Here is a 12,526-nt window from a genome sequence, read left to right as displayed (position 1 = left end):
CCTGAGCGAACAGCCTCGGGCCGCGACGACGGGACGAACCGTCGCACGGGGATCGGTCCGCGGAGTCGGCAACCCTACCTGCTGCCGAGCGTCACCCCTGTTCTACCAAGCAATTGTTTGGTTGAATCGGTGCGACCCGATGCCCCGCCCTAGGAAACGAGCGCGCCAATGACCGGTCCCGACGAACTCGTCCGCGCGATGTGCCGAAGCTGGTCCGATCCCGACCCCGATCGAATCGCCTCGTACTTCGCCGAAGACGCTGTCTACCACAACATTCCGATGGAACCGATCGTCGGCCGCACTGCCATCCGCGATTTCATCGCCGGGTTCCTCACCACCTTCGACGCCATCGATTTCGACATCCACCACCAGGTGACCTCCGGCAACGTCGTCATGAACGAACGCACCGACACCTTGCGCGGCAACGGCCGCGACACCCCGCTCCCCGTCATGGGCGTCTTCGAAGTCGGCGACGGCGCCATCACCGCCTGGCGCGACTACTTCGACATGGCCGCCATCAACCGCGCCTTCGGCCTCCCCAGCTGAGCCGATCCGTCCGCTCGTGGCCGCCACGGTTCGATCAGCGGACGACCGGGAAGTGGATCGTGGGTGTCAAAGGTGCGGCGCACCTACGATGCTGATCGTGTCTTTCGATGTGCGCGACGGTGATTCGGGTGCCGAGCCGGTCGGACAGGGTGCCTGGTGGATGGATCCGGCGTTGCTGGTGCGCGGGGAGTTCGAGCGTGTGTGGGGAATGCTGGATTCCGCGCCGGACGCTCAGGCTCGTTTGGTGGCGGCGGTGTTTCGGGCCTCGGCACATCTGTACCGCGACGCCTCGCCGGTAGTTCGTCGGCAACTGCTGGCGCTGGACGCCGCCCGGTACGGACACCGGGGGCTGGCCGGCCGGATCACCGCCGTGCCTGTGGACGGGGGCGGACACGCGCGGTGGGGCGTGGAGTGGGCGACTGCCAGCCAGGTCGATTCCCGTTTTCGATACGCCCTGACCGGGTGGAAGGCGCCGTCCGTGGCGACAGCGGTGGTGGACGGCCGTGCCGTCGCCGTGGGCCCGTCGTGGAGCGGCGGCAACGTCAGGGCAATTCGGATGTGGGACTTGATGACCGGCGAGCAGGTCGGCGAGCCCCTGGTCGGCCACGACGGTTCGGTTCGAGCGGTGGCGACGGGAGTGATGAACGAGCGCCCGGTCGCCGTCACCGGAAGCGAGGACGGCACGGCGCGTGTGTGGGACCTGGTCGACCATGAGCAGATCGGCGAACCCATGGCTGGCCACGACGGCTGGGTGCTCTCCGTGTCGACGGCCGTGGTGGATGGCCGCCTCGTCGCGGTCACCGGCGGTACCGACCACACGGCGCGTGTGTGGGACCTCGGCACCGGAAAACAGATCGGTGTTCCCTTGACCGGCCACAGTCGGTGGGTGGTGGCGGTGGCGACAGCCGTGGTGAACGATCGTCCCGTCGCCGTCACCGGCAGCTGGGATGCCACGATCCGGCTGTGGGATCTCGGTACAGGCGTACAGGTCTGCGATCCACTGACCGGCCACACCGATCAGGTGCTTGCGGTGGCGACGGCCGTGGTGGACGGTCGGCCGGTCGCCGTCACCGGAAGCAATGACAAGACGGCGATGATATGGGATCTCACCACCGGTGAACCGGCTGGTGATCCGCTGATCGGCCACTCCCACAAAGTGGGGGCCGTCGCGACAACCACCGTGGACGGCCGCCCGGTAGCCCTCACCGGCGGCGGGGACGGCACAGCCCGGATGTGGGACCTGATGACCGGCGAGCAGCTCGGCGATCCGCTGACCGGGCACTCCGACGAGGTGGGCGCCGTGGCGGTGGCGCACGTCGGCGGTGTCCCCGTTGCCGTCACCGCCGGTGCGGTCACCGGTACCGATCACACGGTCCGCACGTGGAGCCTGACGGCGCGTCGCCGGAACGCCGAACCCTCGGATGGGCACAGCGGCGCCGTCGTCGCGGTGGCGGCGGCGATGGTGGACGGGCGGTCGGTCGCCGTCACCGGCAGCGGCGATGGCACGGCCCGCATCTGGGATCTCGCCGCAGGTAAGCGCATCGGCGTCTCCCTCGACGGCCACACCGGTGAGGTGCACAAGGTGGCAGCCGGGACGGTGGACGGCCGCCCGGTCGCCGTCACCGGCGGCTACGACGCACTCCGGCTGTGGGACCTGACCACGGGTGATCCCATCGGCGAACCGCTGACCGACCCCGACGGACCCACCCTCGCGCGGGCCATGGCAATGGTGGACGGCCGCCTACTGGCCGTCACCAGCGGCGGACATCGCAGCGGCAGACCCATGCGGGTATGGGACCTGGCCACCCGCGCGCCGATCGGCGGATTTCCCGCCGGCCGCCGCCGCGGTTACGCCGACAAGGTGATCGCGGTGACGTTGGGACAGTTGGACGGGCGGCCTGTCGCCGTCACGGGCGCCGACGACCGGACAGTTCGGTTGTGGGACGCGACAACTGGGAAGCAGATCGGTGAGCCCCTGATCGACCATGACTGCTCGGTGCGGGCAGTTGCCACGGCTTCGGTAGAAGGCCGCCCGATCGTGGTCATCGGCAGCGACGACAAGACAGCGCGGACAGCAGACCTGACCACAGGCCAGCCGATCGGCGAACCGTTGCGCGGCCACACCGACGTGGTGTGCACGGTGGCCGCGGGCACGGTGGACGGACGCCCGGTCGCCGTCACCGGAAGCTGGGATGCCACGGTGCGCGTGTGGGACATCACGACGGGCGAACAGATCGGCGAGAAGCTGGTGTTCCCCGCCATGGTGAACGCGGTCGCGGTGACGCCGGATGGGCGCCTGGCAGTCGGATTCGGCACGGAGCTGGCCATTCTGGCCTTTCGCTGACCGCAGCCCTTTCGCACCGCCTCGGCAGCCACGGCTCGATCAGCGAACGATCGGGAATTGTCCCGAGAGCCAGTCATCATCGAGGATGTCACCCTCGGGCAGCGGTTCGTCGGCCGCAGCCTCGGCCTCGAATCAGAGCACGGGCGGGCCGAACTCGGTGCGGCATGTGGCGGCCGACACCGTTCGATCGACGAATGGCATTGGCCCGGGGGAACCGAATGGCACTGGCGCGCGTCGAACAAGCAGCAGGGGAGAAATTGTTCGTCGACGTATGAGGAGGGGTGGCATGGAGCGTTCGAGGTGTGTGCCGTCGTGGCGGCAGGGGGTGAGTCCGAAAGCGCGGAGTCGTCCGGTGCGGCAGGCGGGGGAGGCGTGCGAGGGATATGCGTCGCGAAGGCGGCGGCAAAGGCGTCCGCCGGAGGACGGCTGAGATCGCTTCTGGCGGAGAGCTACTGAGAACACTTCCGCCGGAGGTGGACAGGCGAAGGTCGAGAGCACAGCGGCCGGGCCGCGCGGGGAGCGCGGCCCGGCCGGAGTTCTAGCGCACGGCCTTGGCCGCCGCGACCATGTTGCGCAGCGAGGCTTCCACCTCGACCGGGCCGCGGGTCTTCAGACCGCAGTCCGGGTTGACCCAGAGCCGTTCGGCGGGAACGGCTTTCAGGGCGGCGCGGAGCGAGGCGGTGATCTCCTCGACGCTGGGGACGCGCGGGGAGTGGATGTCGTAGACACCCGGGCCGACGCCGAGGTCGAAGCCCGCGGCGTTGAGGTCGTCGAGCACCTCCATGCGGGAGCGGGCCGCCTCGATGGAGGTCACGTCGGCGTCCAGGCCCGCGATCGCGTCGATGACCTCACCGAACTCCGAGTAGCACAGGTGGGTGTGGATCTGGGTGGCGTCGGAGACGCCGGAGGTCGCCAGGCGGAACGAGCCGACCGACCAGTCCAGGTACGCGGGCTGGTCGGCGGCGCGCAGCGGGAGCAGCTCGCGCAGCGCGGGTTCGTCGACCTGGATGATGCGGATGCCCGCGGCCTGCAGATCCACCGTCTCGTCCCGGATGGCCAGCGCCACCTGGCGCGCCGAGTCGGCCAGCGGCTGGTCGTCGCGCACGAACGACCAGGCGAGGATGGTGACCGGGCCGGTCAGCATGCCCTTGACCGGCTTGTCGGTCAGCGACTGGGCGTAAGTGATCCAGTCGACGGTCATCGGCGCGCGCCGGGTGACGTCGCCGAACAGGATCGGCGGCCGCACGCAGCGGGTGCCGTAGGACTGCACCCAGCCGTTCTCGGTGGCCGCGAAGCCGTCGAGCTGCTCGGCGAAGTACTGCACCATGTCGTTGCGCTCGGGCTCGCCGTGCACGAGCACGTCGATGTCCAGCTTTTCTTGCAGCGCAACGACATCGGCGATCTCGGAACGCATCCGCCGCACGTACTCGGCCTGGTCGATATCGCCCTTGCGCAGCGCCGCCCTGGCCAGCCGGATCTCCGGGGTCTGCGGGTAGGAGCCGATCGTGGTGGTGGGCAGCGCGGGCAGACCCAGTCGCTGCGCCTGCAGCGCGCGGCGTTCGTCGGCGGGCGCGCGCTTGGTGGCGTCTGGCCCGAGCGAGTCGAGGCGGGCCCGAACTTGCGCGTCGGAGAGCCGCGGGTCGGTGGTTCGCGACTCCGCCGCGGCGCGCGCGGCGGCGAGCTCGTCGGCGATGGCCCCGGTGCCCTGCGCCAAAGCCGTTGCCAGCAGCCGTACTTCGGCTACCTTCTCGGCGCCGAAGGCGAGCCAGGAGCGCAGTCGGTCGTCCAGCCCGGTCTCGGGCGCCAGCGAGTACGGCACGTGCAGCAGCGAGCAGGAGCTCGACACCGCCACCGACGACGCGCTGCCGAGCAGCGTCCCGAGGGTGGTCAGCGCGCGATCCAGGTCGGTGCGCCACACGTTGCGCCCGTCGACCACGCCCGCCACCAGCAGCTTGTTCGCCAGCGACGGCAGCGAGGCCACCGCGGACAGCTCCAGCGCCGAGGTGAAGTCCAGTGCGATGCCTTCGACGGCGGTGCCCGCCAAAGCCGGAAGCGCGTCGCCCGGCGTGCCGAAGTAGGTGGCGACCAGGATCGCGGGCCGCTCGCTCGCCTCGGTCAGCTCGGTGTAGGTGCGCCGGACCAGCTCGATCTCGTCCTCGGTGAGGTCGGTGACCAGCACCGGCTCATCGATCTGCACCCACGCCGCACCCGCGGCGGCCAGCTGCCGCAGCAGTTCGCGGTAGAGCGGCACCAGCTCGCCGAGCCGGTCGAGCGCCGCGCCGCCGGTGGCCTTGGCCAGCTTCAGGAAGGTGACCGGCCCGACCACCACCGGACGCGCGGGCACGCCGAGCTCGATCGCCTCGGCGAGTTCGGCGAGCAGCTTCTCCGGGTGCAGCGCGAAGGTCGTCTCCGAGCCGATCTCGGGAACCAGGTAGTGATAGTTGGTGTCGAACCACTTGGTCATCTCCAGCGGTTCCACGGAGTCGGTGCCGCGGGCGGCGGCGAAGTACCGGTCCAGCGGATCGGCGATCCCGGCCACCCGCTCGGGCAGCGCGCCGAGCAGCACGGCGGTGTCGAGCACCTGGTCGTAGTAGGAGAAGGTGCCGACCGGGATCGAGTCCAGTCCGGCCGCCTGCAGCTCGGTCAGCTGGGCGCGGCGCAGGTCGCGGGCAACGGTGTGCAGCTGCTCGGCGTCGATGCGCCCGGCCCAGTACGACTCGGTGGCGCGCTTGAGCTCGCGTCGCGGCCCCACGCGCGGTAGCCCGAGAACCGTCGCGGTGAATGGTGTGTGTTCGGAAACAGTCACGGTGTGCTCCAGTGCTTTTCAGGACGTGAGCCATCGCCATGCGAGCACGCGGCGACCAGCGGACGTCGTTGGGCAACCGAAGAGACACGGAGCCCAAAAAGTCGGCGCTGATGGTCCGCGCGCCCAATCCACGAGGCGGTGGCCGCCGGATACGGCGTATCCGGCACGGCTGGCAGGTCTTCGGACTCGCGGGCACCGGCTGGGGAGAATTTCCTCCCGCCGACCTACTGACCGTCGCTTCCCAGGTCTGCACCCAGTGCGTGATGACGGTGTTCGTTCCTGCATACCGCTGCGGGACAGTCCCGGATTCCCACCGGGTTCCCTCTCGCCCGCCGCCCGGCAAACCGGGAGCGGACTTCGACTCCGGCGCTCGACGTCGGGGCTCCATCTCGTCGGGCGCACTGGAGAACCAGCTGCGTTGTCCAGCATAAACGGACGACGGGATATTCCGTGCGCGCCCCCGGCAAGCCCCGCACAGACCCGCTGGGCAGGTGGTGAGATGTGACGCCCTGATGAACGCAACTTCGCAAGCCTGCTAGGTCTGGTTGTGAAGATTGCTGCGAAGGGGACTTCCCTGTCGGTGCTGTACCGAGAGCCGGGTACCTTGGGGCAATGTTCTCGAAAGTCTTGGTTGCCAATCGCGGCGAGATCGCTATCCGCGCCTTCCGCGCGGCCTACGAACTCGGCATCGGGACGGTCGCCGTCTTTCCGCACGAGGATCGCAACTCGGTCCATCGGTTGAAGGCCGCGGAGTCCTATCAGATCGGGGAGCAGGGCCACCCGGTCCGGGCTTACCTCTCCATCGAGGCGATCATCGACGCGGCCAAGACCGCGGGCGCCGACGCCATCTACCCGGGTTACGGATTCCTCTCCGAGAATCCGGACCTGGCGGCGGCCTGTGCGCGCGAGGGCATCACCTTCATCGGCCCCTCGGCCGAGGTGCTGGAGCTGGCGGGCAACAAGGCACGCGCCATCGAGGCCGCCAGGGCGGCGGGCCTTCCGGTGCTGAAGTCCAGCGCGCCGTCGGCGGACGTGGACGAATTGCTCACCGCCGCAAACGAACTCGAATACCCGATCTTCGTCAAGGCGGTCGCGGGCGGCGGTGGGCGCGGCATGCGCCGGGTCGCCGCGCCGGAGCAGCTGCGCGAATCCATCGAAGCGGCCTCGCGTGAGGCCGAGTCCGCGTTCGGCGACCCGACGGTGTTCCTCGAGCAGGCGGTGGTGAACCCGCGCCACATCGAGGTGCAGATCCTGGCCGACCAGCACGGCAACGTCATGCACCTGTTCGAGCGGGACTGTTCGGTGCAGCGCCGCCACCAGAAGGTGATCGAGCTCGCGCCCGCACCGAACCTGGATCCCGAACTGCGCGAACGCATCTGCGCCGACGCGGTGGCCTTCGCCCGCCAGATCGGCTACAGCTGCGCGGGCACCGTGGAGTTCCTGCTCGACGAGCGCGGCAACCACGTCTTCATCGAGATGAACCCGCGCATCCAGGTCGAGCACACGGTGACCGAGGAGATCACCGACGTCGACCTCGTGCAGTCGCAGCTGCGCATCGCGGCGGGCGAGACCCTCGCCGACCTCGGCCTGAGCCAGGACTCCGTCGCCATTCGCGGCGCGGCGCTGCAGTGCCGCATCACCACCGAGGACCCGGCCAACGGCTTCCGTCCCGACACCGGTCGCATCACCGCCTACCGCACCCCCGGCGGCGCGGGCATCCGCCTGGACGGCGGCGCGAACCTCGGCGCGGAGATCGGCGCCTACTTCGACTCCATGCTGGTGAAGCTGACCTGCCGCGGCCGGGACCTGCCCGCGGCGGCGGCCCGTGCGCGGCGCGCGCTGGCCGAGTTCCGCATCCGCGGCGTCACCACGAACATCCCGTTCCTGCAGGCGGTGCTAGACGACCCCGACTTCAAGGCGGGCCGGGTCACCACCTCGTTCATCGATGAGCGTCCGCAGCTGCTGACGCTGCGCCAGTCCGCCGACCGCGGTACCAAGATCCTCGAGTACCTGGCCGACGTCACCGTCAACAAGCCGCACGGTGACCGCCCGACCACGGTGTATCCGCACGACAAGCTGCCCGCCATCGACCTGAGCGTGCCGCCGCCGGACGGTTCGCGCCAGCGGCTGCTGCGCCTGGGCCCGGAGGGTTTCGCGCAGGCGCTGCGCGAGCAGAAGGCGGTCGGCGTCACCGACACCACCTTCCGTGACGCGCACCAGTCGCTGCTGGCCACTCGCGTGCGGTCCAACGGCCTGTTGCAGGTCGCCGGGCACGTCGCGCGGATGACCCCCGAGCTGCTCTCGGTCGAATGCTGGGGCGGCGCGACCTACGACGTGGCGCTGCGCTTCCTCTACGAGGACCCCTGGGAGCGGCTCGCCGCGCTGCGTGAGGCGATTCCGAACATCTGCTTGCAGATGCTGCTGCGCGGACGCAACACCGTCGGCTACACCCCGTACCCGGAGCAGGTGACCAGGTCCTTCGTCTCCGAGGCGACGGCCACCGGCATCGATATCTTCCGTATCTTCGACGCGCTCAACAACGTCGACCAGATGCGTCCGGCCATCGACGCGGTGCGCGAAACCGGTACCGCCATCGCCGAAGTCGCGATGAGCTACACCGGCGACCTGTCGAACCCGAACGAGACGCTCTACACGCTCGACTACTACCTCAAGCTGGCCGAGCAGATCGTGGACGCGGGCGCGCACGTGCTCGCGATCAAGGACATGGCGGGTCTGTTGCGCGCCCCGGCGGCCGCGACCCTGGTCACCGCGCTGCGCAGCAACTTCGACCTGCCCGTGCACGTGCACACCCACGACACCCCCGGCGGTCAGCTGGCCACCTACCTGGCGGCCTGGCAGGCGGGCGCCGACGCGGTGGACGGCGCGAGCGCCGCGATGGCGGGCACCACCAGCCAGCCCGCGCTCTCGGCGATCGTCGCGGCCGCGGCCAACAGCGAGCACGACACCGGACTCGATCTGCAGAACGTCTGCGATCTGGAGCCGTACTGGGAGGCGCTGCGAAAGGTGTACGCGCCCTTCGAATCCGGGCTGCCCGCGCCGACCGGACGCGTCTACACCCACGAGATCCCCGGTGGTCAGCTGTCGAACCTGCGCCAGCAGGCCATCGCGCTCGGCCTCGGCGATCGCTTCGAGGAGGTCGAGGCCAAGTACGCGGCGGCCGACCGGCTGCTCGGCCGCCTGGTGAAGGTGACGCCGTCGTCGAAGGTCGTCGGCGACCTCGCGCTCGCGCTGGTCGGCACCGGCGTCGACATCGAGGACTTCGCCGCCGATCCCGGCCGCTACGACATCCCCGACTCGGTGATCGGCTTCCTGCGCGGCGAACTCGGCACCCCGGCGGGCGGCTGGCCCGAACCGTTCCGCAGCAAGGCGCTGGCCGGACGCGGCGCGGCCAAGCCGGAGACCCCGCTTTCGGCGACGGATCAGGCCGGGCTGGAAGGCGATTCGCTGGAGCGGCGCGCGACGCTGAACCGGCTGCTGTTCCCCGGCCCGACGGCGGAATTCCTCACCCATCGCGAAAAGTACGGTGACACTTCGGGTCTGAGCGCCAACCAGTTCTTCTACGGTTTGCGCCGCGGCGAGGAACACCGCGTGCAGCTGGAGAAGGGCGTCACCCTGCTGATCGGTCTGGAGGCCATCTCCGAGCCCGACGAGCGCGGTATGCGCACGGTGATGTGCATCCTCAACGGCCAGCTGCGGCCGATCGCGGTGCGGGACCGGTCCATCGCCACGGAGATCCCGGTCGCGGAGAAGGCGGACAAGACCAACCCCGGCCATCTCGCCGCGCCGTTCGCCGGTGTCGTCACCCTGGCGGTCGCCGAGGGCGACACCGTCGAGACCGGCGACACCATCGGCACCATCGAGGCCATGAAGATGGAGGCCGCCATCACCGCGCCGCGCGCGGGCACCGTCGCCCGTGTCGCGATCGGCAAGGTGCAGCAGGTCGAGGGCGGTGACCTGCTGGTCGAACTCGCCGTGCGCGAGTCCACCGCGGAATGACCCGGATCGTCGCCGGTGCGGCGGGCGGGCGGCGCCTTCGGGTGCCGCCCGCGGGCACCCGGCCGACCTCCGACCGGGTGCGCGAGGCGCTGTTCAGCGCGCTCGACGCCAGGATGGATCTGGACGGCGTCCGGGTGCTCGACCTGTACGCGGGATCCGGCGCGCTCGGGTTGGAGGCGCTGTCCCGCGGCGCGTCCTACGCGCTGCTGGTCGAGTCGGATCGCAAGGCTGCGGCCGTGGTGCGCGGCAATATCGCCGACTTGGGCCTGCCCGGCGCGGAACTGCGCGTCGGGTCGGTCGCCGCGGTGCTCGCCCAAGGCGGCGCGGGCCGGTTCGATCTGGTGCTCTCCGACCCGCCCTACGACGTGGACACGGCGGCGGTGACCGCCGACCTGACCGCGTTGGCCGACGGTGGCTGGCTGCACCCCGACGCGCTGATCGTCGTGGAGCGGTCCAGTCGTTCCCCCGAAATCGCTTGGCCCGCAGCCTTCGTCCCGGCCAAGCCGCGCCGCTACGGCGAAACCCGTCTGGAACTGGCCGACTACCGGCCGTGACCGGGTGGTAGCGTCGCCTCATGGCTGGAGCACTGTGTCCCGGGTCGTTCGATCCGGTCACCAACGGGCATCTCGACGTATTCGCCCGCGCCGCGGCGCAATTCGACGAGGTCGTGGTGACCGTCATGGTGAACCCGAAGAAGCAGGGCATGTTCACCGTCGAGGAGCGGATGGAGATGCTGCGCGAGGCGACGGCGCACCTGCCGAACCTGCGGGTCGCCTCCTGGCAGGGCCTGACCGTGGACTTCGCCAAGGAGCAGGGCATCACCGCCATCGTCAAGGGCCTGCGCGACGCCACCGACTTCGGCTACGAGCTGCAGATGGCCCAGATGAACAAGAAGCTCTCCGGCGTCGACACCTTCTTCATCGCCACCAACCCGACCTTCAGCTTCCTGTCCAGCTCGCTGGTCAAGGAGGTGGCGACCTACGGCGGCGACGTCAGCGACATGCTCCCGCCATCGGTGCACAAGCGCCTGCTCGACCGCCTCGCCGAACGGCGCGGCTGAGCCCACGGACAAAGAAGCCGCCCCGGTTCCGAATCCTTCGGAACCGGGGCGGATGTCGTTCGGGGCCCGAAGTCAGAAGACCAGGCCGCGCAGCGCGAGGAAGCGCATGCCGCCGACTGCGGCGGTGATGGCGAGGACGGCCGCCGCCTGAGCGGTGTCGCCGAGGCCGGGTGCCCAGATCTCCAGCCCCGCCAGCGCCGCGGTGGTGATGCCGAGGCCGACGAGAGCGAGTCCGCCGCCCTCCCACTGCGCGGTGAACCAGCCGACCCGGCCCGCGGCGTGGAAGGTGAGCTGGCGGTGCAGCTCGTTGGCGATGATCGTGCTGACGACCGATCCGGCGATGTTGGCCATGATCGGGCCGACGCCGTGCATGGCGAAGAAGAGCAGGACGTAGGCGACATTGCTGGAACCGCCGACGAGCGCGAAACGCACGAGCTGGGCGAAGGCGCGATCACCACGCAGGTACTGCAGCAGCTGCCCGAACCGGGCGGCCGACACCGTGCGCACCGTGGGGTACGGGAAGGCCCACGGCGAGTAGATGCCGATCGGCACTCCTGCCGAGTGCGGTACTTCCAGAACCGTCATTGTTCTTCCGATCCAACCTGAGCCTTCGGTATGGACAACCGCGGCGGTCGCCGCCTTCCTTCCCGACTGCCTCTGTTCCTTATGTTCAGTATGTGCTGAACAACTGAAACTGGTCAACATCTCGGGTAGGAGTCCGTTCCGTTGGCCTCCTGTGCTCCCACAGTCCGGCGTCGGGCCTGCGGTCTGCTTAAGAAGATCTTGTCGCGACCCTCTTCTGAAAAAATGTAGCACGAAGTGGAGGGTCTTCCTCCACTTGATTTTGTGGTGTGCGAGACACTGTCACGACACACCGAAAGAGGACTCGGCATCCGCCGTGATGAGGGGCACACTGGGCGTCGGCGGAGAGTTTCGCCTGAGTCAGCAGGAGAGCGGGGTAGTGAGCATGTATCGCGTATTCGAGGCACTCGACGAGCTGGTGGCCATCGTCGAAGAGGCGCGCGGGATCCCGCCGACCCGCAGCTGCATCGTGCCCCGCGGTGACGTGCTCGAACTGCTCGACGACGTGCGCGACGCGCTGCCCGGCGAACTCGACGACGCCCAGGACGTGCTCGACCACCGCGACAAGATCGTCTCGGACGCCCGCGCGGCCGCCGAGTTCACCGTGACCACCGCCAACGAACAGGCCGAGCAGACCATCGGCGCGTCCCGTGAGGAGGCCGATCGCATTCTCGCCGACGCCAAGGCGCACGCCGACCGCATGGTCGCCGAGGCGAGCGCGCACGCCGATCACCTGGTCGCCACCGCGCAGGCCGAGGCCGAGCGCATCGTGGCCGACGGCAATGCCGAGTACGAGGCGGTGACGGGCCGGGCGCGCACCGAGTCGGAGCGCATGATCGAGGCGGGCAAGGCGTCCTACGAGCGCTCGGTGGCCGAGGGCCTCGCCGAACAGGAACGCCTGGTGACCCAGACCGAGGTGGTGCGGGCCGCGCACGCCGAATCGGCGCGGCTCATCGACAGCGCGCACGAGGAGGTCGACCGGATGCGCGACGAGTGCGACCACTACGTGGACTCGACGCTCGCGCAGTTCGAGGAGACGCTCAACGGCACCTTGCGCGTCGTCGGTCGCGGACGGCAGCAGCTGCGCAGCGGTGCGGGCGTGCCCGACTACGCGGCGGAATTCCGCCGCTGACCCCGGCCGCGGCCCGTCGCCGCGCCGACGCCACCGCGG

The 12,526-nt window shown here is 69.7% G+C and carries 8 protein-coding genes and 1 riboswitch; of the genes, 6 read left to right on the top strand and 2 right to left on the bottom strand.

Features of this window, described 5'->3' with window-relative positions; translation table 11 throughout:
• The first annotated feature begins 168 nt into the window (after window positions 1-168).
• Both AB0H49_RS21485 and AB0H49_RS21480 read left to right on the top strand, forming a co-directional pair.
• Window positions 169-546 carry a limonene-1,2-epoxide hydrolase family protein gene (locus tag AB0H49_RS21485; RefSeq protein WP_354999282.1) on the top strand — a complete coding sequence of 126 codons (378 nt, stop codon included), beginning with the start codon at window positions 169-171 and terminating at the stop codon, window positions 544-546.
• A 97-nt stretch (window positions 547-643) separates the two neighbouring features.
• Window positions 644-2,890, top strand: a complete 2,247-nt coding sequence (locus AB0H49_RS21480; protein ID WP_357253791.1) for a WD40 repeat domain-containing protein — start codon at window positions 644-646, stop codon at window positions 2,888-2,890.
• 538 nt (window positions 2,891-3,428) lie between these two features.
• On the opposite strand, the gene metE is transcribed toward AB0H49_RS21480, so the two are convergent.
• On the bottom strand, window positions 3,429-5,696 hold the full coding sequence (metE, locus tag AB0H49_RS21475) for a 5-methyltetrahydropteroyltriglutamate--homocysteine S-methyltransferase (protein ID WP_354999284.1): 2,268 nt from the start codon (window positions 5,694-5,696) through the stop codon (window positions 3,429-3,431).
• A gap of 153 nt (window positions 5,697-5,849) precedes the next feature.
• A riboswitch (cobalamin riboswitch) is annotated at window positions 5,850-6,060 on the bottom strand.
• Between the two features lie 248 nt (window positions 6,061-6,308).
• Here metE and AB0H49_RS21470 point away from each other — a divergent pair.
• From AB0H49_RS21470 to coaD, 3 genes are read left to right on the top strand one after another with little or no spacing between them, the layout of a single operon-like run.
• Window positions 6,309-9,713 carry a pyruvate carboxylase gene (locus AB0H49_RS21470; protein WP_354999285.1) on the top strand — a complete coding sequence of 1,135 codons (3,405 nt, stop codon included), beginning with the start codon at window positions 6,309-6,311 and terminating at the stop codon, window positions 9,711-9,713.
• The gene (gene rsmD, locus AB0H49_RS21465) at window positions 9,710-10,267 is read left to right on the top strand and encodes a 16S rRNA (guanine(966)-N(2))-methyltransferase RsmD (RefSeq protein WP_354999286.1); all 558 of its coding nucleotides are present in this window, start codon (window positions 9,710-9,712) and stop codon (window positions 10,265-10,267) included. Before AB0H49_RS21470 ends, rsmD begins: the two co-directional genes overlap by 4 nt.
• 20 nt (window positions 10,268-10,287) lie before the next feature.
• Window positions 10,288-10,773 carry a pantetheine-phosphate adenylyltransferase gene (gene coaD / locus AB0H49_RS21460; RefSeq protein ID WP_354999287.1) on the top strand — a complete coding sequence of 162 codons (486 nt, stop codon included), beginning with the start codon at window positions 10,288-10,290 and terminating at the stop codon, window positions 10,771-10,773.
• 72 nt (window positions 10,774-10,845) lie between these two features.
• Here the strand turns inward: coaD and AB0H49_RS21455 are convergent, their stop codons facing one another.
• Window positions 10,846-11,358 carry a GtrA family protein gene (locus AB0H49_RS21455; RefSeq protein ID WP_357253787.1) on the bottom strand — a complete coding sequence of 171 codons (513 nt, stop codon included), beginning with the start codon at window positions 11,356-11,358 and terminating at the stop codon, window positions 10,846-10,848.
• 382 nt (window positions 11,359-11,740) lie between these two features.
• Between AB0H49_RS21455 and AB0H49_RS21450 the strand changes: the two genes are divergently transcribed.
• The gene (locus AB0H49_RS21450; protein ID WP_354999838.1) at window positions 11,741-12,487 is read left to right on the top strand and encodes a DivIVA domain-containing protein; all 747 of its coding nucleotides are present in this window, start codon (window positions 11,741-11,743) and stop codon (window positions 12,485-12,487) included.
• The last annotated feature ends 39 nt before the right edge of the window (window positions 12,488-12,526 follow it).

Source organism: Nocardia sp. NPDC050713 (genome assembly GCF_040654315.1).
GTDB lineage: Bacteria > Actinomycetota > Actinomycetes > Mycobacteriales > Mycobacteriaceae > Nocardia.
The sequence above is the reverse complement of the archived record's forward strand: the minus strand, read 5'-3'. Positions and strand labels throughout refer to the sequence as shown.

Coding starts and splice junctions, on each gene's coding strand:
- AB0H49_RS21485 (WP_354999282.1), top strand. CDS start 169: ATGACCGGTCCCGACGAACTCGTCCGCGCGATGTGCCGAAGCTGGTCC.
- AB0H49_RS21470 (WP_354999285.1), top strand. CDS start 6,309: ATGTTCTCGAAAGTCTTGGTTGCCAATCGCGGCGAGATCGCTATCCGC.
- rsmD (WP_354999286.1), top strand. CDS start 9,710: ATGACCCGGATCGTCGCCGGTGCGGCGGGCGGGCGGCGCCTTCGGGTG.
- coaD (WP_354999287.1), top strand. CDS start 10,288: ATGGCTGGAGCACTGTGTCCCGGGTCGTTCGATCCGGTCACCAACGGG.
- AB0H49_RS21455 (WP_357253787.1), bottom strand. CDS start 11,358: ATGACGGTTCTGGAAGTACCGCACTCGGCAGGAGTGCCGATCGGCATC.
- AB0H49_RS21450 (WP_354999838.1), top strand. CDS start 11,741: ATGTATCGCGTATTCGAGGCACTCGACGAGCTGGTGGCCATCGTCGAA.